At 70.9% G+C, this 23,443-nt stretch carries 16 protein-coding genes; 11 read left to right on the top strand and 5 right to left on the bottom strand.

Annotated elements, in window-relative coordinates:
- Positions 1 to 181: 181 nt before the first annotated feature.
- Both ACWDU4_RS08230 and ACWDU4_RS08225 read left to right on the top strand, forming a co-directional pair.
- Positions 182 to 1,372 carry a sensor histidine kinase gene (locus ACWDU4_RS08230; protein WP_450113381.1) on the top strand — a complete coding sequence of 397 codons (1,191 nt, stop codon included), beginning with the start codon at positions 182 to 184 and terminating at the stop codon, positions 1,370 to 1,372.
- A 257-nt stretch (positions 1,373 to 1,629) separates the two neighbouring features.
- Positions 1,630 to 3,204, top strand: a complete 1,575-nt coding sequence (locus tag ACWDU4_RS08225) for an MDR family MFS transporter (RefSeq protein WP_450113380.1) — start codon at positions 1,630 to 1,632, stop codon at positions 3,202 to 3,204.
- Here ACWDU4_RS08225 and ACWDU4_RS08220 read toward each other — a convergent pair.
- The gene (locus ACWDU4_RS08220; RefSeq protein WP_450113379.1) at positions 3,191 to 4,831 is read right to left on the bottom strand and encodes an ABC-F family ATP-binding cassette domain-containing protein; all 1,641 of its coding nucleotides are present in this window, start codon (positions 4,829 to 4,831) and stop codon (positions 3,191 to 3,193) included. The genes ACWDU4_RS08225 and ACWDU4_RS08220 overlap by 14 nt on opposite strands.
- A 203-nt stretch (positions 4,832 to 5,034) precedes the next feature.
- Here ACWDU4_RS08220 and ACWDU4_RS08215 point away from each other — a divergent pair, with 203 nt between their 5' ends.
- The 3 genes from ACWDU4_RS08215 to ACWDU4_RS08205 all read left to right on the top strand — a co-directional run bounded on the left by ACWDU4_RS08215 (position 5,035) and on the right by ACWDU4_RS08205 (position 8,240).
- Positions 5,035 to 5,883 (top strand): aldo/keto reductase, encoded by an 849-nt coding sequence (locus tag ACWDU4_RS08215; protein ID WP_450113378.1) that lies wholly within the window; start codon positions 5,035 to 5,037, stop codon positions 5,881 to 5,883.
- A 187-nt stretch (positions 5,884 to 6,070) separates the two neighbouring features.
- Entirely contained in the window at positions 6,071 to 7,183 is a 1,113-nt protein-coding gene (locus ACWDU4_RS08210) for a hypothetical protein (RefSeq protein WP_450113377.1), read from the top strand.
- Between the two features lie 157 nt (positions 7,184 to 7,340).
- Positions 7,341 to 8,240, top strand: a complete 900-nt coding sequence (locus tag ACWDU4_RS08205) for an AraC family transcriptional regulator (protein WP_450113376.1) — start codon at positions 7,341 to 7,343, stop codon at positions 8,238 to 8,240.
- Here the strand turns inward: ACWDU4_RS08205 and ACWDU4_RS08200 are convergent.
- Positions 8,188 to 10,302 carry an MMPL family transporter gene (locus tag ACWDU4_RS08200; RefSeq protein WP_450113375.1) on the bottom strand — a complete coding sequence of 705 codons (2,115 nt, stop codon included), beginning with the start codon at positions 10,300 to 10,302 and terminating at the stop codon, positions 8,188 to 8,190. The two genes, ACWDU4_RS08205 and ACWDU4_RS08200, sit on opposite strands and share 53 nt — an antisense overlap.
- A 22-nt stretch (positions 10,303 to 10,324) precedes the next feature.
- Positions 10,325 to 13,621 (bottom strand): BTAD domain-containing putative transcriptional regulator, encoded by a 3,297-nt coding sequence (locus ACWDU4_RS08195; protein ID WP_450113374.1) that lies wholly within the window; start codon positions 13,619 to 13,621, stop codon positions 10,325 to 10,327.
- A 113-nt stretch (positions 13,622 to 13,734) separates the two neighbouring features.
- Between ACWDU4_RS08195 and ACWDU4_RS08190 the strand changes: the two genes are divergently transcribed.
- Positions 13,735 to 14,406: a hemerythrin domain-containing protein gene (locus ACWDU4_RS08190; protein WP_450113373.1), complete on the top strand. Its 672-nt coding sequence runs from the start codon at positions 13,735 to 13,737 to the stop codon at positions 14,404 to 14,406.
- 120 nt (positions 14,407 to 14,526) lie between these two features.
- Here the strand turns inward: ACWDU4_RS08190 and ACWDU4_RS08185 are convergent, their stop codons facing one another.
- Positions 14,527 to 15,636 carry an NAD(P)-binding domain-containing protein gene (locus ACWDU4_RS08185; protein WP_450113372.1) on the bottom strand — a complete coding sequence of 370 codons (1,110 nt, stop codon included), beginning with the start codon at positions 15,634 to 15,636 and terminating at the stop codon, positions 14,527 to 14,529.
- Between the two features lie 39 nt (positions 15,637 to 15,675).
- Here ACWDU4_RS08185 and ACWDU4_RS08180 point away from each other — a divergent pair, with 39 nt between their 5' ends.
- The 5 genes from ACWDU4_RS08180 to ACWDU4_RS08160 all read left to right on the top strand — a co-directional run bounded on the left by ACWDU4_RS08180 (position 15,676) and on the right by ACWDU4_RS08160 (position 20,860).
- Entirely contained in the window at positions 15,676 to 16,407 is a 732-nt protein-coding gene (locus tag ACWDU4_RS08180; protein WP_450113371.1) for an enoyl-CoA hydratase, read from the top strand.
- Between the two features lies 1 nt (position 16,408).
- Positions 16,409 to 17,524, top strand: coding sequence for an MBL fold metallo-hydrolase (locus tag ACWDU4_RS08175; RefSeq protein ID WP_450113370.1), 1,116 nt, complete (start codon positions 16,409 to 16,411; stop codon positions 17,522 to 17,524).
- 10 nt (positions 17,525 to 17,534) lie between these two features.
- Positions 17,535 to 20,009: a cation-translocating P-type ATPase gene (locus ACWDU4_RS08170; protein WP_450113369.1), complete on the top strand. Its 2,475-nt coding sequence runs from the start codon at positions 17,535 to 17,537 to the stop codon at positions 20,007 to 20,009.
- Between the two features lie 122 nt (positions 20,010 to 20,131).
- Positions 20,132 to 20,446, top strand: a complete 315-nt coding sequence (locus ACWDU4_RS08165) for an antitoxin (protein ID WP_450113368.1) — start codon at positions 20,132 to 20,134, stop codon at positions 20,444 to 20,446.
- A 21-nt stretch (positions 20,447 to 20,467) separates the two neighbouring features.
- Positions 20,468 to 20,860 carry a thiol-disulfide oxidoreductase DCC family protein gene (locus tag ACWDU4_RS08160; protein WP_450113367.1) on the top strand — a complete coding sequence of 131 codons (393 nt, stop codon included), beginning with the start codon at positions 20,468 to 20,470 and terminating at the stop codon, positions 20,858 to 20,860.
- A 62-nt stretch (positions 20,861 to 20,922) separates the two neighbouring features.
- Here the strand turns inward: ACWDU4_RS08160 and ACWDU4_RS08155 are convergent, their stop codons facing one another.
- On the bottom strand, positions 20,923 to 23,346 hold the full coding sequence (locus tag ACWDU4_RS08155) for an ATP-dependent Clp protease ATP-binding subunit (RefSeq protein WP_450113366.1): 2,424 nt from the start codon (positions 23,344 to 23,346) through the stop codon (positions 20,923 to 20,925).
- Between the last annotated feature and the right edge of the window lie 97 nt (positions 23,347 to 23,443).

The raw sequence follows: 23,443 nt of genomic DNA, 5'->3' as shown, positions 1-23,443 counted from the left end.
GTGCCGGGCATGAGGCCCGGCACCCACCGGCGCGGGCATCCGCGTCTTCCCTTCTGGAAGAATTCCGCTCGGGTGGGCACGTGGATACCGCGGTTGCGGTATGGAAGTCCATCCTGTCGGGGGACGCGCGGTGACCCGGCGTCGGCGATAGTCGACGATCCGGCAACCGAGAGGAGACGCAGTGGCGCGCATTCACACTCCGTCGGGTCGTTCGACGATGCACTGGATCGGGCATCTCGCCGTCGCAGTCGTGGTGCTGGTTTCGGGCACGCTTGCGCCCCGCCCCGGTGACGGGTTCGTCTGGTCCCCACCCGTGATGGCCCTGGACGTCGCCGTGGTTGTGATCCTGCTCGCCCGGCATCGCGCCCCGTTCGTGGTGCTGCCCGCCCTGGTCGCTCTCGTCGTCGTGAGTGTTCCGCTCGACCTGTTCAATCCCGGCATCGCCACGGCCACGGCAATCGCGGTCTACGCCGCGACGGTACGGGTGTCCCGTCCCCAGGGCGTGCTGATCGCCGTCGGCGTCGCCGCCGTCATGCTCGTCGCGGTCACGGTCGACGGGTACAACGGCTTCCAGAACGTTCTGACCGTCCTGCTCGGAGGCGCCGTTGGCGATGCGGTCCGCACCCAACGCGACTACGTCACATCGATCACCGAGCGAGCGGAACGCGCCGAGCGCACGCGCGAAGCACTCGCCCGTCAGCGGGTCGCCGAGGCCCGTCTGGCGATCGCACGGGACCTGCACGATGTTGTCGCGCATCAGATCTCGGTGATAAACCTGCACGCCGGCGTCGCCTCGTCGGCCCTGCGCGACCGGCCCCTCGATGCCGAGCGGTCACTGACCGTCATTCGCCGCGCCTCGCGCGCCGCCCTGACCGAGATCGGCGACCTGATGGCCACGCTGAGGGACCCCGCCGCCGCTGCAGCCGGTCCCGCGGGCCTGTCCCAACTCGACGACGTCGTACGCGAATTCGCCGGTCACGGAGTGGACGTCACGGTCCGGATCGACGGAGACAGGTACGAGCTGCCCCCGACCGTCGACGTCACCGCGCTGCGGGTGATCCAGGAAGCGCTCACGAACGCCCACAAACACGGCACCGGACGCGAAGCCGACGTGCTCGTCGAGTACCTGCCCCGTTCGCTGCGCATCACCGTGACCAACCCGACCGCGCCGGACGGCGCGGCGCGTGCCGCGCCCGGCACGAGGCAGGGCCTGATCGGCATGGGTGAACGGGTGGAGTCGGTGCGCGGAACACTGTCCTACGGACTCGACGGGATCGGTACCTGGATTCTCGTCGCGGAGCTGCCCGTCGAACCCGTCGACCCGGTGGACACCGTCGACGACCGACCCGCCACCCCGGAAGACCGCCCGTGACCACCGGGCCGGACCCCGCCCACCGCCGAGACCCACGTGAAGCGCGTCGTGACCGGGCTCCACGCCCACGACCGCGCGCAGCTCGTCGTCGCGGCCCAGTGATCGCGGACCGGTCCATCCGCGAATCGACTTATCTCGAACCGGGATTCGGCGTTCCCGGAGGAACTCGGCCACGTCGCGGATACCGCGTCCGCGGTACGTGAAAATCCCCCGGTGGCGGGACGACGCGGCACGCTGCGCCGAGCAGACTCGTGGCCATGACAACGGACAGCCTGACCGCCGGGCACAGCAGCGGTGGCCCGGTCGGGGACACCGCACGCAAGGGGCACATCGGCGCGGTGTTCGCCGGGCTGCTCGTCGCGATGCTCCTCGCGTCGCTCGACCAGACGATCTTCGCGACCGCTCTGCCGACGATCGTCGGTGAACTGAACGGCGTCGATCACATGCTGTGGGTCACCACCGCATATCTCGTCGCCGCGACCGTCATGATGCCGATCTACGGCAAGCTCGGCGACCTGGTGGGCCGCAAATCCATATTCATCGGCGCGCTGATCCTGTTCCTGATCGGCTCGATCATCGGCGGGCTGGCAGCCGACCTGACATGGCTGATCGTCGGGCGCGCCGTGCAGGGCCTCGGCGGCGGCGGACTGATGATCCTGGCGCAGGCCATCATCGCCGACGTCGTTCCGGTGCGGGAACGGTCGAAGTACATGGGCGCCATGGGAGCCGTGTTCGGTGTCTCCGCCGTCGCAGGACCGCTGCTCGGCGGCTGGTTCACCGAGAGCATCGGGTGGCGATGGGCGTTCTGGATCAACATCCCGCTCGGTATCGCCGCGATCGCGTGCGCTGCGATCTTCCTGAAGCTTCCCAAGCACGATGTGAGGGTCAGGCTCGACGTCTGGGGCATCCTCACGATGGCCGTCGCGGTCACGTCGCTGATCCTCGTCACCTCGTGGGGCGGCACCGAACACGAGTGGGACTCGCCGCTGATCATCGGCCTGATCGTCACCACGGTCGTGTTCTGGGCACTGTTCGTGCTCGCCGAGTACAAGGCGGACGAGCCGATCATCCCGCTCGCACTGTTCAAGAGCCGGAACTTCGTGCTCGCCACGACCGCCGGACTGTTCGTCGGCATTGCCATGTTCGGCGCGATCTCCTACATGCCGACCTACCTTCAGATGGTCACCGGCGTCAGTGCCACGGTATCCGGCCTGCTCCTGCTCCCGATGGTCGTGGGCCTGATGGTCACGTCGGTGACCAGCGGTGCCCTCGCCTCCCGCACCGGCAGGTACAAGTGGATGCCGATCGTCGGCATGATCGTCCTCGCCATCGGTTTCCTGCTGCTGTCGACGCTCTCCCCGTCCACCCCGCTGGCGTTGCTGCTGACCTACCTGTTCGTTCTCGGCGCGGGTATCGGCTTCGCCATGCAGATCCTCGTCCTGATCGTGCAGAACTCGTTTCCGGACAGGGTCGTCGGCACGGCGACCGCGGCAAACAATTTCTTCCGCGAGATCGGTGCGTCCCTGGGCGGCGCGGTGGTCGGCGCCCTGTTCACCAGCCGGCTCACCGACCTGCTCACCGAGCGGCTGCCTGTCGACACCGCGGCGAGCGGTGTCGACACGAATTCGCTCACTCCCGCGGCCGGCAACGCGTTGCCGGACGCCCTCGAGGACCTGATTGTCGGCGCCTACAACGACGCGTTGACCCCGGTGTTCACGATGCTGCTGCCGATGGTCGCGGTCGGCTTCGTCCTCGTGGTGTTCATCAAGCAGGTGCCGCTGCGCGCGAGCAGCGACGACGCCGAAGCCGCCACCGCGCTCACTCCTCGATGAGCCGCCCGCCGTCCATCCGCCACCGGCGGGTGCTGCGCATCGTGTCCAGCATCCGCCGGTCGTGGGTGACGAGCAGCAGGGTTCCGGTGTAGGACTCCATCGCCTGTTCGAGCTGCTCGATGGCGGGCAGGTCGAGGTGGTTGGTCGGCTCGTCGAGGACGAGCAGGTTCACGCCGCGTGCCTGGAGGAGGGCGAGCGCGGCGCGGGTGCGTTCGCCGGGGGACAGGGAATTCGCCGACCGCAGGACGTGGTGGCCCTTGAGGCCGAACTTCGCGAGCAGGGTGCGCACGTCCGCGTCCGGCCAGTCCGGGACCTGCGCGCCAAACGCGGCCGCGAGGGTCTGATCTCCCTCGAACAGTCCGCGGGCCTGGTCCACCTCGCCGACCGCCACGCCGGAACCGAGTGCCGCGGTGCCCTCGTCGGGGGCGAGTCGGCCGAGCAGGACGCGGAGCAGCGTCGTCTTGCCGGAGCCGTTGGGGCCGGTGACGAGAATGCGGTCACCCCAGTCGATCTGGGCGTGGATCGGGCCGAGCCGGAAGGTTTCACGTTGAACCACCACGCCGGTCAGTGTCGCCACGACCGCGCCGCTGCGGGGTGCGTCCGCGATCTCCATCCGCAGTTCCCACTCCTTGCGCGGCTCCTCGACGACGTCCAACCGTTCGATTCGGCGTTGCGTCTGACGGGCTTTCGCGGCCTGCTTCTCGGTGGACTCGGCGCGCGCCTTGCGGCCCATCTTGTCCGAGTCGGCGCCCTTGGCCTTGCGTCGGGTGTTGCGGACGCCGTGCTCGAGCCAGTTGCGCTGCATCTGCGCGCGGGCCTCGAGGCCGGCCTTGGTGTCCGCGTACTCGTCGTAGCGTTCGCGGGCGTGCCTGCGGGCGACGGCCCGTTCGGTCAGGTACGACTCGTAGCCGCCGTCGTACACGGCGATCTGCTGCTGCGCGAGATCGAGTTCGACGATCCCGGTCACGGTGCGCGCCAGGAACTCCCGGTCGTGGCTGACCACCACGACGCCGGTGCGGGTCTCGGCGACGAACCGTTCCAGGCGTTCGAGGCCGTCGAGGTCCAGGTCGTTGGTCGGCTCGTCGAGCAGCAGCACGTCGTAGCGGGAGAGCAGCAGTGCGGCGAGCCCGACGCGGGCGGCCTGCCCGCCGGACAGGGACGTCATCTCGGCGTGCAGTCCGACGGTGAGCCCGAGGTCGTCGAGTACCTGTTCTGCGCGCTCGTGCAGATCGGCGCCGCCCAGCCCGAGCCAGCGTTCCAGGGCGTGGGCGTAGCGGTCGTCGCCTCCCGGCTCCGTGAGGGTCTCCGCGGCCGCGTTCATCTCCGTCTCGGAATCGGTGACGCCGGTGCGCCGGCCCAGGTACGCCTCGACGGTCTCGCCGGGGATTCGCTCCGGCTCCTGCACCAGGTGCCCGACCGTCGCGTCCGGCGGGCTGAGGGTGACGGTGCCCTCCACGTCGGCGGTGGTGCGCCCGGACAGGATGGACAGCAGCGTCGACTTTCCCGCCCCGTTTGCGCCGACCAGCCCGATCACGTCTCCCGGCGCCACCACGAGATCGAGTCCGGTGAACAGGGTGCGCTCGCCGCGGGCGGCGGAGACGTCGTCGGCGTGCAGCGTGGCGGTCATGCCGGCCAGTCTCTCAGGGTGCGATGTCGCGCCGGACGGGGTGGAGGCCGGTGCCGGGTCGAAGGGTGACGACGGTCACGACGTGCGGCGGCGGTGCCGTGAGCACGGTGGAGCCGCGATTTCCGGTGATGTGGCCACCGTCACGGGGTGTGAATGCGCGTGGTGGGGGAACAACGAGAGCGCTCTCGTGGTTGTGTCGAGCCATGACCGCTGCCTCGGTACCGAACGTCCCCCTCAATGACGGCAACACGATCCCGCAGATCGGGTTCGGGGTGTGGCAGGTGCCCGACGACGAGAGCTACACGGCGGTGACCAGCGCGTTGAGCATCGGCTACCGGAGCATCGACACGGCCGCCGTGTACGGCAACGAGGTGGGCACGGGCCGGGCGATCGCGCACTCCGGGGTGCCGCGGGACGAGCTGTTCGTCACCACCAAGCTGTGGAACAACTCCGCACAGCCGTGGACCCGCGATGCGGTGTTCTTCGAGTTCGACGCCTCCCTGGACCGGCTCGGTCTCGACTACCTCGACCTGTACCTGATCCACTGGCCCCGGCCGATGCGGGACGACTACCGCGCCATCTGGCGGGCCTTCACCGAGCTGCGCGCGGACGGGCGGGTGCGGTCGATCGGCGTCTCCAACTTCGAGCCGGCGCAGTTGCGCACGATCATCGACGACACCGGTGTGGTGCCGGTGATCAATCAGGTCGAGCTGCACCCCGACTTCGCGCAGCCGGAGCTGCGGGCCGTGCACGCCGAACTCGGCATCGTCACCGAGGCGTGGTCGCCGCTCGGTCAGGGCCGAGGTCTGCTCGACGACCCGACGCTCGCCCGCATCGCCGAGAAGCATCAACGGTCGACCGCGCAGGTGGCACTGCGGTGGCATCTCCAGCTGGGCAACGTCGCGATCCCGAAGTCCGTGACCCCCTATCGGATTCGGCAGAACATCGAGGTGTTCGACTTCGAACTCGACGGCGACGACCTCGCTGACATCGCGGGCATGGACGCCGGCAACCGACTCGGTGGCGATCCCGCGACTTTCGATATGGGATAGTTGAGCAGGTATTTTCTGATCACGATTCGGCTTTCCGCGCACGGGCATTCCACGAAATCCGCACGGTCCGCGAAACCGGAGAAACTGGACAGACCGGCGGGTCTTTCGTGCTGCGAAGATTCGAGTCGTGACATGAGCCGTGCGCCGACCGCTGCGCGCGACGCACGGCTTCGGTGATGAGGGAGGGATGAGCATGCGGACGGAAACCGGCTCGAAGGTGGTGACCCGGCCGGTGGCCGCACCGGTGACCCCGCAGTCCACCCGGCCGGCTGCTCGGGAGACCGCGGCGTCGACCGGCCCGGTCTCGGCGGCCGCGCCCGCCGGAACTCCGGTCAGGGACGCGCCGGGTGCGGTGCCGGCCGCCGGTGCGACGCGGGTGCCGGTCAAGTCGCTCGTGCCCGCCCGTTCGGCGACGCGTACCCCGACCCGTCCGCCGGTCTGGGCGCTGGTCCCGGGCTCCCAGTTCGCGGGCGATCGCTACCGGTTGCTCGAACGTTGCGGGGGAAGCACCGACATCGCCTACTGGCGGGCTCGTGACACCGTCCTGGCCCGGGACGTCGCTCTGACCGTGGTCGAATTCCCGGAGGCCGACGGTGCCGCGGCGTTCTTCGACCGCACCGGCTGGCTGTGCCGGATCCGTTCCGACGCGACGGCCGCGATCCTGGACATGTTCGAGATCGACGGCCGCGCGGTGATCGTCGCGCAGTGGAAGCAGAGCCATGCGCTCGGGCTCGTGCGGGCGGGTCGACCGGCGGATGCGGCGGCGGCCGTCGTTCCCCTCGCCCGGCTGGTGCGGGATGCGAACGGCGAGGGGGCCCTCGTCGCGATCGACAACCCCGGACGTGTCCGGGTCGACGCCGACGGCGTGGCGTACCTGGCCTTTCCCGGGGTACCGGCCGACGCGACCGCGCGCGGCGACGTTCGCGGCCTCGGCAACGTCCTGTGCGAGCTGCTCACCGGCATGCATCACACCGGTGACGGTCGCCCGCTCTCGCCGAGTGCGGTTCGCCCCGACGTGCCTGCCGAGTTGTCGGAACTGATCGTGCGTGCGGTCGGTGCGGACGACGTCGCGGCGGGGCGGGTGGTGGACGTGCTCGGCGAGACGGTCGCCGCGGCTGCCGTCGTGCCCGCGGTGCCCGCCGCGGCCGCGTCGGAGGTCGGGGCGTTCGTCGCGGCTCCGGCGGCCGAGGCCGAGCGGGACCGGGCGTTCTGGAACACGTGGGGTCCGTTTGTCGCCGGGGGTGTGCTACTGGTCGTGCTGGCCGTCATCGGATGGTTCGTCGGGGTCTCGGTGATCTGACCCACGGCCGTCGCGGTCCTGCTCTCTGGCGTGTTGCCGGGGTGTGCGCCCGACCCGAGTTAGGGTCGAGCAAACTTCTGTGGGCAGGCAGGGGATCGAGCGGTTGGACAGTGGTGGCACCGGAGCGCTGACGGAGCGCTTCCGGGGTGGAATCAGCATGGCCGGACGCGACGGCCTCGAGATGCTGTCGGGGATGTGTCGCTTCAGTTCGGATGATCCCAGTTCCTTTGCGGCCTCGATGATCTCGGTGGACCTGGGGTCCATCAGGGTGAACCGGATGTGCTCGACCGCCGTCCTCGGTGTCCGGGGGGCCGGTCAGCTCGGGGACGTCATGTCCGGCTACGTCGCCGTCGCCTGTGTGCGGTCGGGTTCCGTTGTGGTGGAACAGAATCAGGTGATTCACCGCGCAGGTCCCGGCGATGCGGTGTGCGTCGACTTCGGGTGTTCCCTGTTCCTCGACATCGCCGACGGCAGTGACCTGGCCTTCGTCTACCTCCCGCGGTCCGTCGTGTTGTCCCGGTCCGTCGATCGGCACCGGATCGCCGGAGCGGTGCTGACGGACTCCCCGACCGTGGCGGCTCTCGCGGGAGTGCTGGAACCGTTGACCACCAGTCGGGCTCGGGTGGAGCAGGTCTCGCTGATCGCGCACGCGGTCACGGACCTCGCTCTGGCGGTGCTGAGGGCGGCGCACCCGTCCGACGCCCGACCCGATGACGGTGCCACGGACCTGCGGTCCCGGGTGTACGAGTTCATCGAGCGGAACTTCACCGATCCGACGCTCACGGTCGAACGGGTCGCCGCCGGCGTCAATGTCAGCAGTCGCTACCTGCACAAACTGATGGAGTCGGAGGTCCAGTCGGTCTACGGAGTGATCCGCAGGAGGCGGGTGCGGTGCGGAGTCGACCTGCTCGCCGACCCGGCGCTGGCGGGACTGTCGATCGGGCAGATCGCGCGCCGCAGCGGGTTTTCCGGCCTGAGTCAGTTCGGCCGCGCGGTGCGCGACCTCACCGGTGAGACACCGCGGGAGGTGCGTCGGCGGGCCGCGGCGGGTCCGTGACGCCACCCTCGACGTCGAGGCGGGGCAACGCCCGGTGCAGCCAGGGCGGCAGCCACCAGTTGGCCCGTCCGAGGAGCGCCATCGTGGCAGGCACCAGCACCATCCGCACCACGGTCGCGTCGATCAGCACGGCCACCGCCAATCCGACACCCATCATCTTCACCGTGATGTCCCCGTCGAGTGCGAACCCGGTGAACACCGCGATCATGATGGCGGCGGCGCAGGTGATGACCCGGCCGGTGGATGCCAGACCCCGGACCACGGAGCCGTGGGGGTCACCGGTGCGCAGCCAGAACTCCCGGACCCGTGAGAGCAGGAACACCTCGTAGTCCATCGATAGGCCGAACAGGATCGTGAACATCAGGATCGGTACCCAACTCGACACCGGTACCGGTCCGGGAAGGCCGAGAATGCCTGCACCCCAACCCCACTGGAACACCATGACCATCACGCCATAGGCGGCGGCCACCGAGAGCAGGTTCATCGCCGCCGCCTTCACCGCGACCACCGGTGCCCGGAACACCACCGTGAGCAACACCACCGACAACGCGACCACCACGGCGACCACCAGCCACAGGCGCTCGGCGAGCCGCTGGGAGATGTCCGCGAACAGGGCGGTCAGTCCGGTGACGTGGGTGCCCTCCGGCAGCTGCGCACGTAGCCGCTCCAGCGTGTCGGCGGTCGCGGGGTCCGGTGGCGCGGTGGTCGGTTCCACCCGCAGCACCGCCGCGGTGCCCGCGGCGTTCGACACGGGACCGTCGACCCGCGCGACGCCCGGGTCCGCCCGCAGCACGGCGGCCACGGCGGCCGGGTCCGCACCGCGGTCGAGATCCAACGCCACCAGCAGCGGGCCGTTGGCGCCGGGGCCGAACTCGCTCGCCACCAGGTCGTGGGCGACCCGGACGGTGCTGGTGGGCGGTTGGCTGCCCGCGTCCTGGGGCCAGGTCCGCATCTGCAGGACCGGCGCCGCCAGCGCCAGGAGCACCAGCAGCGCGCCGAGGGCCCACGGCCACGGCCTGCTTCCCACCCGGTGCGCCCAGCGCGCGGTCGCGGTGTCCGAGTCGTCCCGGCGCGTTCGCGTCCGGCCGAGCACCCGATGTCCGGCCAGCCCGCACAGGGCCGGGACCAACGTCACCGCGGCCAGCATCACCGCGCCGACCGTGAGGAACGTCGCGTACCCGAACGACGAGTACACCGGAAGCCCGGCCAGCCGGAGACCGAACAGCGACACCAGCACCGTCGACCCGGCGAACAGCACCGACACCCCGGCGGTCCCGTTCGCGTGCCCGGCCGCCCGCCGCGGCGTCAACCCGTCCCGCAGGCCGTCCGCGAACCGGGTCACCAGCAGGAGGGCGTAGTCGATGCCGACACCGATCCCGACCATCGTCGCGATCGTCGGAGCGGTGGTGCCCACGTCGGTGAACCCGGCCAGGGCCGTGATCAGCGCGCCGCCGACCCCGACCCCGATCAGTGCCACCGCCAGTGGCAGGCCGGCCGCCACCACCGAGCCGAACGCGAACACCAGGATCAGCAGCGCGATCCCGATGCCGATGGACTCCGCCGTCCCGGACGGCGCCGACTGATTTTCGTGGACCTGGCCCCCGAACTCGACCTGCAGGCCCGCGGCACGGGTGTCCCCGGCGGCGGCCTCGAGCGCGCCGGTGCCCTCGCCACCTGCGAAGTCGGTGACCGGCACCGTGTACCGCACGTCGAGGATCGCCGTGTCCCCGCCTGCCGACAGTCGCGGCGGCGCCACGACACCGACCCCGGGCAGGGCGGACAGCCGCGCACCCAGCGCGGACAGGTCGGCGGTCGGGACCGCGCCGTCCGGGGAGTGCACGACCACCCGGGCGTCGGCCCCGGACATCTCCGGGAACCGGTCGGAGAGCAGGTGACTGCCCGGGGTGGAGGCCAGCCCCTCGATGTCGTAGTCGTCGTGCGGGTCATCGCCGACCGTGGCGGCGAGCGTCACGGCGATCGCGAGGACCGCCAGCCAGGCCGACACGACGCGCCAGGGGTGCGCGGCGGCCGCGGATCCGATTCGACTCAGGAAGGTGCTCATGGCACCACCGTCGCGCCGGTCGCTAGTGAACGACTTGCAGCCTGCTGCGGGCGGCCTCGATCCACTGCGGGCACCCGCACCGCTCGGCGAGTTCGAGCGCCGCGGTCAGGTGGGTGCCGGCGGCCTCGGGGCGGTCCAGCAGCAGCGCGAGGTCGGCGAGCACGGTGTCCACCGGTCCGAGCGCGAACGAACCGGTGTCGGCGCCGCCGATCTGGCCGGAATACGCCGACAGCGCCGGATACAGGTCGGCGGCCTCGTCCCGGGATCCCAGCGCGGCCACCGCCACGCCCCGCAGGGTGAGCAGCAGTCCGTGGAAGAAGTCGGACCGCACCGGCCGCATGCCCACCCGCAGCGGGGGCGCGCTGCCTGCCTTCCCGTTGGCGACGAGCGCGAGGGTCAGCGGGTCGATCAGCATGTCCGGTGCCGCGGTGTCGAGCGATTCCAGCAGCACCTCGAACTCGCCGGTCCGGCCCTGCGTCACCCGCAGCGAGAGCAGCGCCATCAGCAGGATGCCGTCGGCATCGAATCCGCCGTGTCCCAGGAACTCCCGGTGTGCGCGCAGATAGCGGGACTCGGCGCCGTCGAGGTCGCCGGTCGCGTGCGCGAGCATGCCGTGCACCATCGCGTTGGTGGCCTGCGCCTGCCGCCACCGATACCGGTCGGCGAGCGCCTCGTTGTGCCGCAGATGCTCGCGCGCGGGGTCCAGATCGCCACGGGCACAGAGCATCTGCAGAGTGTTGTAGTGACCGATCAGCGCGAAGACCGCGAGATCGTCGTCGCTGCCGATCGCGATCAGTTCCGCGGCGATCGCGGCCCGCATCGCCGCCGGATACGCGCCGTGCCGCAGGGCCAGTCGTGCGTTCAGCGCAAGGCCGAGCAGATGCGGGTCGCCGAGACGGCGGGCCAGTGACTCGGCCTCGACCCCGGCCACCTCGGTGCGCGCATCGTCCTCGCCGTACACCTCGTCGACGAGGATCACCAGGAGCCGGCAGCGTTGCTCGTCCGTGAGCGCGGGCAGTTCCAACGCCCGCTCGATCGCCGTCACGACCCGCAGGTCCACCAGCCCGTAGGGGCGGTTGATCCACGGTGTCGGACTGTCCCAGGCCGTGAGGGCAAGGACCGCGAGGTCGGGCCGCGCGGCGGACTCCGCGGCCGTCAGGGCACGGTCGCGGGCGTCGCGGGCCGGTTGCGCCGCCCCCGCCGCGAGGTGGCTGCGGCCGAGCCTGGCCAGCGCCTCGACGCGTTCGTCCACGTCCCCTCCGCCCGGCAGGCGGTCCATTGCGGCGAGCGCCTGCTCGTAGTGCGCGGCCGCCGCGTCGTGGGCGAAGCGCGCCTCTGCCTGACGGGCGGCCTCGAGTGCGTGGTTCGCGGCCCGGCGCGCGGTGCTCGCCGACAACGCGGCTCCGAAGTGATGGGCCAGCGCCGGCGCGTCGTGCGGATGCACCTGCTCGATGGCCTCGGCGACCCGCAGGTGCCAGCGGGCCCGGCGAACCTGGGCCAGATCGCCGAACAGGGTGTCCCGGACGAGGGCGTGGGTGAACCGCACGGTCATCGCGTCCGGCTCGTCGAGCAGTCCTGCGACCACACCCGCCTCGACGGCTTCGAGGGTTGCCTCCTCGTCGAGTTCCACGGCCCGCAGCAGCACCTCGACGTCCGCCTGCCTGCCGATCACCGCGATCAGCCGCAGCACCGCGACCGTCACCTCCGGCAGCCGGGCAAACCGCCTGCGCAGCACGTCGCGGACCCCCGCGGGCACCTCCGAGGTTGCGACGAGTCCGCCCTCACTGCCCAGCAGTCGGGCACTTTCGCGCAGGTAGAAGGGATTTCCGCCGGTGCGTTCGGTGAGCGCCGCGACGGTCGCATCGTCGGCGTCGACCCCGGCGACCTCCCGTACCAGGGCCGCGGCGTCCACCGCCCCGAGACCGCCGAGCCGGATCCGTTCCGGCGTCAGCGGGGCGAGCACCGCGAGCGCCTCCTCGAGTGCCGGGGTCACCTCGTCCGGACGGTACGCGGCGACGAGCAGCAGCGGCACGGACTCCGCGACCCGGGTCAGCAGGGTGAGAGTCTCGGTGTCGGCGCGGTGAAGGTCGTCGAGGAACACCGCCAGCGGTCGCGCCCGCCGCGCGAGATCGAGGTAGTCGGTGACGGCGCGGTGCAGCAGGAACCGGCCGTGCGCCGAGGAGGCGGCCTCGTCGGCGGCCATCCGCGCGTCGTCGAGCAGCGGTGCGAGGGCGGCGGCCAGGGGCCCGGGGTCGACCTCGGGTACGAGGGCACGCAGGATCTCGACCCACGCCCAGGCCGGCGGGGCGCCCTCGGCTTCGGGGCAGCGTCCCACCAGGACCAGGCTGTCGTCGAGCGCCGCCCGAAGGCGCAGCAGCAACTCGGTCTTGCCGCCGCCCGCCTCACCCGAGACGAGGGCGACACGGGCCCGGTCCGAGACCGCACGCGACGCGGCGAGCAGGGAGTCGAGTTCGTCTCGGCGGCCGACGAATCCGGGCGCGGTAGGCATCGGGGCGGGCGTGGCCGCCGCCTCCTCCGTCACCCCCACGGTCCGTTCGCGCCGCGGGCCGGGGAGCGGCAGACGCTGGGCGAGCAGGTCCGCCTCGAGTTGCTGCAACGGCTGCCCGGGGTCGAGGCCGAGTTCGTCGGCGAGGGTCCCGCGGGCACGGCGCAGCGCGGCCAGCGCGTCGGCTTGCCTGCCGCCGGCGTGCAGCGCCAATGCCAGCAGCCGCCAGCCCTCCTCGCGCAACGGATGCGTACGGGTCAGCGCGCCGGCCTCGGCCGCGGCCGCCGCCGCGTCACCGGTGTCGAGCATCGCCGCGGCGAGCCGTTGGTGCGCCACCAGCCGCAGCTCCTCGAGCCGCGCGACCTCCGGCGCGGCCCAGTCGTGGGCCGCGAACTCGGCGTGGGCCGTCCCGCGCCACAGCGCGACCGCCTCTTCGAGCAGCCGGCGCCGATCCGGTGCGGGCGCACCGTCAGCCGCCCGCAGCAGCGACTCGAACCGCCAGGCGTCCACGTCGTCGGTCCCCAGCGTGAGGCAGTACCCCGGCGCACGGCTGACCAGGACCGCCGCCGGCGTGCGGGGCGCGCGGTCGGGTTCGAGTGCGCGACGCAGGTTCGAGACGTACGCCTGCAGGGCGCCCAGTGCCCGCGGCGGGGGTTCGCCGTGCCACAGGTCGTCGATCAGCCGGTCCACCGACACGACCGCGCCGCGGGCGATCAGCAGCAGGGTGAGCACGGCGCGCTGGCGGGGGCCGCCGAGATCGAGGACCCCGGTCCCGGTCTCCGCGTCCATCGAGCCGAGCACCCGTATGTACACCGCACAAGGGTAGGGGTTGCGGGGTACTGGCGCGGTACAAGTCGGCGCCAAGAGGGCCGCAAGTGGCGCGGGTGATCGTGACGAGGTCAGCTAACCCGACCCAGGAGGACACCATGAGCACCGCCCTCACCACCGATCGCCCGGACACCGGGGACATGCTCCTCGCCCACAACATCTTCCGACGCGGGTTCGGCTCGCTGCCCGAGCTGGTGCGTGCCGTCCCTGCGGGGGACACCGTCCGCGCTCGCCGGCTGGTCGCCTTCCATGCCGAGATGTGCACCGGACTGCACCATCACCACACCGGTGAGGACGAGCTGATGTGGCCGCTCCTGCTCGACCGGGCGCCCACGGATCACGCGCTGGTGCTGCGGATGGAGGAACAGCACGAACGGATCGGGGAGCTGGTCGAGCGCAGCCGGACCCGCGCGGCCAGGTTCGAGCAGACTGCGGCCGCGGACGACGGTGAGGCACTCGCGGCCACACTCACCGCGCTGGTCGCAGTGCTCGACGAGCATCTCGCCGAGGAGGAGACCCACATCCTGCCGCTCGTCGAGCAGACCATGTCGGTGGCCGAGTGGGAGAAGCTCGGCGAACGTGGCCGCGCCGCGATCCCACGGAACCGGCAGCTCGTGTTCCTCGGCTTCATGATGCTCGGGGCGCCGCCGGAGCAGCGCACCCGACTGCTCGCGGACATGCCGCTGTCGGCCCGGCTCGCCTGGCGGCTGTTCGGGAACCGGGCCTTCGTCAAGGAGTACCGGGAGATCTTCGGCGTCGACCCGAGTTGAGTTCCCGGGCTGCAGAACGTGTGTGCACACGGGTCTTCGTGCGTGCACAGGGGAGTTCGGCGTGCAGAAGGGGTGTGCATGCCGCAGAACCCGTGTGCACCGGGGTCCTGCCGGGGCGGGTCAGCCTGCCGTCAGGTGGTCGATCAGCTCCGCCGCCGCGGCGCGCCCGCCGCGGTTTGCGCCGATGGTGCTCGCGGACGGGCCGTACCCGAGCAGGTGCACACGCGGATCGGCTGCGACCTGGGTGGCGAGCCGCCCGGTCATCGTGATCCCGCCGCCGGGCCCGCGCAGTCGCAGCGGGGCGAGATGGTCGAGGGAACTGCGAAAACCGGTGCACCACAGGATCACGTCGGCCTTCTGCTCGGTCCCGTCGGCCCACCGCACCCCGTCGGCGGTGATCTCGGAGAACATCGGCAGCCGGTCCAGTGCCCCGCGCTCGCGGGCCGCCCGCAGCGCGGGAGTGAGCGGCAGCCCGGTCACCGACACCACCGACCCCGGCGGCAGGCCGCGGCGCACCCGATCCTCCACGATCGCGACCGCGGCGCGGCCCTCGTCGCCGGTGAACGGGGTGTCGCGGAACTCCGGCGCCCGGCGGGTCACCCAGGTCGTGGTGGTGACCCGGGAGATCTCGTCGAGCAGCTGCACCGCGGAGATGCCGCCGCCGACCACCAGGACGTGCTTGCCGGCGAACTCGTCGGCGCTCTTGTAGTCGCGGGTGTGCAGCATCCGGCCGCGAAACCTCTCCGCGCCCGGGTACCGCGGCACGAAGGGCCGCTCCCAGGTGCCGGTGGCGTTGACGATGCCGCGCGCCGTCAGGGTCCCGGCGTCGGTCTCCACGGTCAGCGGGCCACTGCGATCATCCGCGGCTCCGACGCGGTGATCGCCGTGATCGCACACGACCCGGGTGTGGACGGGCCGGCGCACCGGCAGCTCGAACCGGCGTTCGTACTCGGCGTAGTACCGCGGTACCGCCTCGGCGGCCTCGACCTGCTCGGGAGCGGACGCGTCGAGTACGTCCGAGAAGGGCATGCCGGGCAGGTCGTGGACCCGATTGACGGTGCTCAGGGTCAGTGACGGCCAGCGGAACTGCCAGGCGCCACCCGGCCCGGGGGCATGGTCGAGGATCACGAACCGGATGCCCGCGTCGGCTCCGAGCTTGCGCAGGTAGTAGCCGGCGGACAGCCCCGACTGGCCCGCGCCGATCACCGCGACATCCACGGACTCGAGCATGCTGGCAACCTCCCAGGTCAAAACGGTACGGTCACCATCATGATCGGGACCAGCCGGGACGGCGACGTGGTGACCCTGGAGTTGCAGCGCGAGGAACGACGGAACGCGCTCAACACCGAACTGTGCGTGCTGCTGCGGGACGCCGTCGACGAGGCGGTCGGCGACGGCGCGCGGGTGATCGTGCTGACCGGCCAGGGCAGCGCGTTCTGCGCGGGCGCCGACCTGTCCGGCGACGTGTACGCGGACGGTTTCACCGACACGCTCCTGGAGATGCTGCACACCGTCGACTCGGCGCCGATCCCGGTGATCGCCGCGATCAACGGTCCCGCCGTCGGCGCGGGCACCCAGTTGGCGCTCGCGTCCGATCTGCGGGTGGTCGCGCCGGATGCGTTCTTCGCGGTGCCGGCCGTGAAGCTCGGCATCTCCGTGGATTCGTGGACCGTCCGGCGCCTGGTGTCCCTCGTCGGTGGTGGACCGGCCCGGACCGTCCTGCTCGGCGCGGAACAGATCGGTGCCGACGACGCCTACAACTTCGGTCTGGCGAACAAGATCGGCGACCTGACGGTCGCGCAGGACTGGGCCAAGCGGATCTCCGCGCTGGCGCCGCTGTCGCTGCGGCACCTCAAGCTCGTGCTCAATGACGATGGCACCCAGGACGAACCGACACCGGAGCAGCTCGAGGCGCTGCACGCCGCGTGGTCGAGCGAGGACATGCTCGAGGCGTCGCGGGCCCGGCAGGAGAAGCGCACTCCCACCTTCCGGGGGCGCTGAGGTGCGGGCGCGGGGAGCGGTCGTCGCGACGCTCGCGGCAGTCGGTGCCGCGGCGCTCGGGCGCGCGGCGTGGGGGGTCCCCGGACAGATCGGCGCCTCGGTCGCGGCGATCACACCGCGGGCGACCGGCTCGTCGCGCTACCGGGACAACCGATTTCACAACACCGACCCCGGCACCCAGATCGTCCGAGGCGACGAGTCGAGCCTGCTGTCGTCGGTGCTGACGCGACGCGGGCTCGGCCGCCCTCGTCGCCCGATCCCGCTCGCGACGCCCCTGGCCCCCGCCGAGGCCGCGGAACTCGCCGTCACCTGGTACGGCCACGCGAGCGCTCTGGTCGAGATAGACGGGTACCGGGTGCTGACCGATCCGGTGTGGAGCCAACGGGTTTCGCCGTCCACGGTGTTCGGTCCGGTCCGGTTGCACCCGACGCCGGTGGACGTCGCGGCGCTGCCGCGGGTGGACGCTGTGCTCATCTCACACGACCACTACGACCATCTCGACAAGGCCACGGTCACCGCGCTGCTGCGCACCCAGGACGCACCCTTCGTGGTGCCCAAGGGAATCGGGGCGCACCTGCGGCACTGGCGGGTGCCCGAGGAGCGGATCGTCGAACTCGACTGGGACGAGCAGACGACCGTCGGCGAGCTGGTCCTCACCTGCACCGAGGCGCGGCACTTCTCCGGGCGCGGCCTGCGGCGCAACACCACCCTGTGGTCGTCGTGGGCGGTGCGGGGGCCGAGTCACAGCGTGTTCTTCGGCGGCGACACCGGTTACACGCCGCGGTTCGCGGAGATCGGGGACCGGCACGGCCCGTTCGATCTGACGCTTCTGCCGGTCGGGGCGTACGACGAGCACTGGCCGGACGTGCACATGAACCCGGAGGAGGCGGTGCGCATGCACGCCGACCTCGGCCTCGGGGACGCAGCGGCCGGAGTACTGGTGCCGGTGCACTGGGCGACGTTCAACCTGGCGTTCCACCCGTGGGCGGAGCCGATCACCCGGCTGCTCGCCGCGGCCGAGCCGCTCGGCACCACCGTGCGGGTGCCGATGCCCGGCCAGCGAATCGACGTGCTCCGCCCGAGCACCCAACGTCACTGGTGGCTCAGGCTGGCATAACCTGACTGGCATGGCCAACGACGAGACCCGCGCTGTCGGGACCCTCCCGCCCACCGAGGTGGACGTTCGGACCGGACTGACCGCCGCCGAGGTGGCGCAGCGCCGCGCGGACGGCAGGACCAACGATGTGCCCGGTCGGGCCAGCCGCTCGGTCCGGGAGATCGTCCGGGCCAACGTGTTCACCCGGATCAACGCCATCCTCGGTGTCCTGCTGGTGATCGTGCTGGCGACCGGATCGATCATCGACGGCATGTTCGGATTGCTGATCATCGCGAACAGCGCGATCGGCATCATCCAGGAGACCCGCGCGAAGCGCACCCTCGACAAACTGGCGATCGTCAGCCAGTCGCGGCCGGTCGTCCGCCGCGACGGCACCGCCTCGGCGGTCGCGCCGAGCGACGTCGTCCTTGACGACATCATCGAACTCGGCGCCGGCGACCAGGTGGTGGTCGACGGCACGGTCGTCGAGGGGGAGCTGCTCGAAATCGACGAGTCGTTGCTGACCGGCGAGGCCGACCCGGTGCACAAGCGGCCCGGCGATCAGGTGCTCTCGGGCAGCTTCGTGGCGTCCGGCAGCGGCGCCTACCGGGCGACCAAGGTGGGCCGGGATGCCTACGCCGCCAAGCTCGCGGAGGAGGCCAGCAAGTTCACCCTGGTCCACTCGGAGCTGCGCAGCGGCGTCGACAAGATCCTCAAGGTCATCACGTACATGATGATCCCGGCGGGTGCGCTGATCATCTACAACCAGCTGTTCGTCAGCGAGCAGAACCTGGGAGAGGCCCTGAGCGGCATGGTCGCCGCGTTGGTCCCGATGGTGCCCGAGGGCCTGGTGCTGATGACGTCGCTGGCGTTCGCGGTCGGTGTCATCCGGCTCGGCCGCAGGCAGTGCCTGGTGCAGGAACTGCCTGCCATCGAGGGCCTGGCCCGGGTGGACGTGGTGTGCGCGGACAAGACCGGCACCCTCACCGAGAACGGCATGCGGCTGTCCGAACTGCGGCTGCTCACCGCCGACGAACCGGGCGGCGCGCAGGCCCGGTTGGAGAACGCGCTGGCCGCGCAGGCGGCCGACGACCCGCGGCCGAACGCGAGCGTGCAGGCGATCGCCGAGGCGTTCGACCACGACCCGGGCTGGACCCAGACCGCGGTCGCGCCGTTCTCGTCGGCGAAGAAGTGGAGCGGAAACTCTTACGGCGACAACGGGAACTGGGTACTGGGCGCGCCCGATGTGCTGCTCGACCCCGAGTCGGAGGCGGCCCGCACCGCGGAGTCGATCGGGGCCACCGGGCTGCGTGTGCTGCTGCTCGGCGAGAGCGACCTGCCGGTGGACGACGCGGCGGCGCCCGGCCGGGTCACGCCGCGGGCGCTGGTGGTGCTCGAGCAGCGGGTCCGGCCCGACGCGGCCGACACGCTCGCGTACTTCGCCGAGCAGAAGGTCGAGGTCAAGGTCATCTCCGGCGACAACGCGGTCTCCGTCGGCGCGGTCGCCGGGTCCCTCGGGCTGCCCGGCGGGGACCGGGCCGTCGACGCCCGCGAGCTGCCGGAGGACCGTGAGGCGCTCGCCGACGTGCTCGACTCCTCGACCACGTTCGGCCGGGTGCGCCCGGACCAGAAGCGGGCGATGGTCGGGGCCCTGCAGTCGCGCGGGCACACCGTCGCGATGACCGGCGACGGCGTCAACGACGTGCTCGCGCTCAAGGACGCCGACATCGGCGTCTCGATGGGATCGGGCAGCCCCGCCACCCGAGCCGTCGCGCAGATCGTGTTGCTGGACAACAGCTTCGCCACGTTGCCCCATGTCGTCGGCGAGGGCCGCCGGGTGATCGGCAACATCGAACGGGTCTCGCAGCTGTTCCTGACCAAGACGGTGTACTCGGTGTTGCTGGCGCTGCTCGTCGGCCTGTCCGGGATCGCCGCACAGCTGTTCGCCTTCGATCCGATGCCCTACCCGTTCCTGCCGCGGCACGTGACCATCGCGGCCTGGTTCACGATCGGCATCCCGGCGTTCATCCTGTCCCTCGCGCCGAACAACGAGCGGGCGCGCACCGGCTTCGTCCCCCGGGTGATGCGGTTCGCGATCCCGTCGGGGCTGGTCATCGGCATCGCCACGTTCGTGTCCTACGCCCTCGTCTACGCCGGCCCCGAGCAGACCGAGACGCAGCAGGTGCAGGCGGGCACGACGGCGCTGATCACGTTGATCATGATCGCGCTCTGGGTGCTGGCGATCGTGGCCCGCCCGTACGTGTGGTGGAAGATCGTGCTCATCGCCGGATCCGCCGCCGGGTATGTGATCTTGTTCTCGATTCCCTTCGCCCGCGAGTTCTTCAAGCTCGACCCGTCGAACGTCGCGGCGACCACCACCGCGTTCGTGTGCGGTGCGGTGGGCATCGTTCTGGTCGAAATCGGCTGGTGGGTCTCGGGACGTCTGCACGGGGAACATCGGCGGCTGTTCTCACTGCCGGAGACCCCAAGCCGGTCGGCGGACTGACTGCGCCACGCCGGGAGGATCGATGTTATGGCAAACAAATGGCACACCTGTGAAAATGGGGGAACGCGGGGGAGTGACCCCCGGCAGCTGGGTGTGTGCTCTGCGCACTGAGAGGAGACGGCATGGGCTTCGAGGACAAGGTCAAGGATCTCGTCGACAAGGGTAAGCAGCTCGTCGCCGACAACGCCGACAAGATCGAGGACGCGGTCGAGAAGGCCGGCGACTTCATCGACGAGAAGACGGGCGGCAAGTTCGCCGAGCACGTCGACAAGGTGCAGGACGCCGCCAAGAAGATCATCCCGGACAGCGACCCGGTCGACGAGGTCAAGGACGCCGCCGCGGACGCCAAGGACGCGGTGCAGGACGCTGCCGCGGATGTCAAGGACGCCGCCGAGGACGCCGCTGACAAGGTCAAGGACGCTGTCGACGGCAAGTAGCCATTCCGCACAGGAGCCGCAATGTCCGACCGCACACCCACCGCGGACCGCCGCGTGGAGCTGATGTTCGATCGGGATTGCGGCTTCTGTGTGTGGTGCGTCGGGTGGCTCGGCCGGCTGGACCGCCGCGGTCGGGTCACCGCGACACCGCTGCAGGCGCCGGGCGCGGTCGACCACTTCGGGGTCAGCCTCGATCAAGCCCTCGAGCAGGCCTGGGCGCTGGACTGGCGCGGTGAGCGGCATCACGGAGCCGGCGCCGTCAACGCCGCCCTGTCCGGGATCCTCGGCAGCCGACTTCCCTTGCACGTGTATGCGATTCCAGTCATCCGCCAGCTACAGGACGTGCTGTACCGGCTCGTCGCGCGGAACCGCCACCGGCTGCCCGGGCGGGGCGGGAGCTGCGCGCTCGGCTGACGCCGATCGACGACATGAACGGGGGCACGGGCAATGCCCGTGCCCCCGACTCATCGGACTCCCTACGCCACCTGCAGCTCCAGCTCGCCGTCGGCGACCTCGACCCGGACCTCGGCGCCCTCGGCGATCACGTCGTCGATCAGCAGGTCCGCGACCCGGTCGTCGACGACCCGCTGGATCGACCGGCGCAGCGGCCGGGCCCCGAACTCGGGCTGGTGCCCGTGCTCGGCGATCCAGTCGACGGCCGCGTCGCTGAACGTGATCCCGATGCCCTTGTCCGCCAGCCGCTTCCGGCTGTCGTCGAGCATGAGGTCGGTGATCCGGTGCAGCTGGTCGGCGTCGAGCTTGCGGAACACCACGATCTCGTCGATCCGGTTCAGGAACTCCGGCCGCATCGATTCACGCAGCCGGGCCATCACCCGGTCCCGCAGCGGCTTCTCGGCCGCGGCCTGATCGCCGGTGATGAAGCCGAGTGCGCCGCCCTTGCTCGAGATCAGGTCGGAACCGAGGTTGCTGGTCATGATCACCACGGTGTTGGTGAAGTCGACCGTGCGGCCGTGACCGTCGGTGAGCCGGCCGTCGTCGAGCACCTGCAACAGGGTGTTGAACAGGTCCGGGTGCGCCTTCTCGATCTCGTCGAGCAGGATCACCGAGTACGGGTTGCGCCGCACCTGTTCGGTGAGCTGGCCCGCCTCGTCGTAGCCGACGTACCCGGGAGGGGCGCCGACCAGACGGGAGACGGTGTGCCGCTCGCCGAACTCGCTCATGTCGAAACGGATCATCTTGTCCTCGTCACCGAACAGCGACGCCGCCAGTGCCTTCGCGAGTTCGGTCTTGCCGACGCCGGTCGGGCCGAGGAACAGGAAGCTGCCCACCGGACGATTCGGGTCGCCCATGCCGGCCCGGGAGCGGCGCACCGCCCGCGCGACCGCGTGCACGGCGTCGTCCTGGCCGACGACCCGCTGATGCAGCTCGTCCTCGAGCGACCGCAGCCGGTCCTTCTCCTCCTGCGTCATCCGGCTCGCCGGGATGCCCGTCGCACGCGCCACGACCTCCGCGATCGACTCGGCCGTCACCTCGGGGGTGTCGGCGGACGCCGCGGTCGCCGTGCCGTCGATCCGGCTCTGCACCTGCGCGATCCGGTCCCGCAGCTGCGATGCCTTCTCGTACGCCTCGTCGGCGACGGCCTGCTCCTTGTCCTTCTCCAGCTGTGCGAGATGGGACTTCATGGCGTCGGTGTCGACCTTCGGTGAGCGCAGCGACAGCCGGGCGCCGGCCTGGTCGATCAGGTCGATCGCCTTGTCCGGCAGGAAACGGTCGCCGATGTACCGGTGCGAGAGTTCGACGGCGGCGACGATCGCGTCGTCGGTGTACCGGACGCCGTGATGCTCCTCGTACCGGTCCTTCAACCCGGACAGGATCGTGATCGCGTCCGCCGTGCTCGGCTCGTCCACGATCACCGGCTGGAACCGGCGCTCGAGGGCGGGGTCCTTCTCGATGTGCTTGCGGTACTCGTCGAGGGTGGTGGCGCCGACGACGTGTAGATCCCCACGTGCGAGCTTCGGCTTGAGGATGTTGCCTGCGTCCATCGCGCCGTCCGCACCCGCGCCTGCCCCGGCGATGGTGTGGATCTCGTCGATGAACACGATCAGTTCGCCCTTGTGGGCGGTGATCTCGTCGACCAGCTTCGTCAGCCGCTCTTCGAAGTCGCCGCGGTAGCGGGTGCCGGAGACCATCGACGACATCTCCACCTGGACGATGCGCTTGCCGAGCAGGCGGTCGGGGACGTCTCCGTCCACGATCCGCTGCGCCAGACCCTCCACGATCGCGGTCTTGCCGACACCCGCCTCGCCGATCAGCACCGGGTTGTTCTTGGTGCGCCGGGACAGGATCTCGACGGTCTGCTCGATCTCCAGTGCACGACCGATCACCGGGTCGATCTCCCCGGCGCGGGCGCGCGCGGTGAGGTCGACGCCGTACTGGTCGAGCGTCGGGGTGTCGGTGGGGTTCTCGGCTGCGGCCTCGGGGCCGGCCTGGACGGCGCGCTGCAGGGACTCGAGAGTGATGCCCAGCTCGGCGAGCACCCGGCCGACCTTGTGGTCACGGTCGGAGGCGAGCGCGAGGAACAGGTGCTCGGGGTCGATGTAGGTCGAACCGAGGGCGCGCGCGAGCTGGTGCGCCTCGAGCAGCGCGGTCTTCAGGGCCGGGCTCAGCGAGGGCGATGCGGTGAATCCGTCGCGGCCCTGCGGCAGGAGTGCCTCGGCGGCCTCGGCCACGGCCGACGGCTCGGCGCCGGAGCGCTGCATCAGGGTCCGGATCGGGTCCTGCCCGGCCATCACGTGGATGACGTGCAGGGCGTCGAGTTCGGCGTCACCGCGGCCCGCGGCGAAGCGGGCGGCCGCGTTCACGAGCTCCTGGGTGGACCGGCTCATGAGTCGGCTGATGTCGATGCGGCCGGGGCCCTGGGGGCCGAAGAATGCAGGCATTGACGAGCCTCCTGAAAGTTGAGTGATTCTGACTCAACTAACGTGTCGACATCGCAATCAATTCCCGGGAGGCGACATCGCGCTGAGATGTGCGCGA

The sequence above is a fragment of the Rhodococcus sp. NPDC003348 genome, from assembly GCF_053589375.1.
This window is presented reverse-complemented; position numbering and strand designations above follow the sequence as displayed.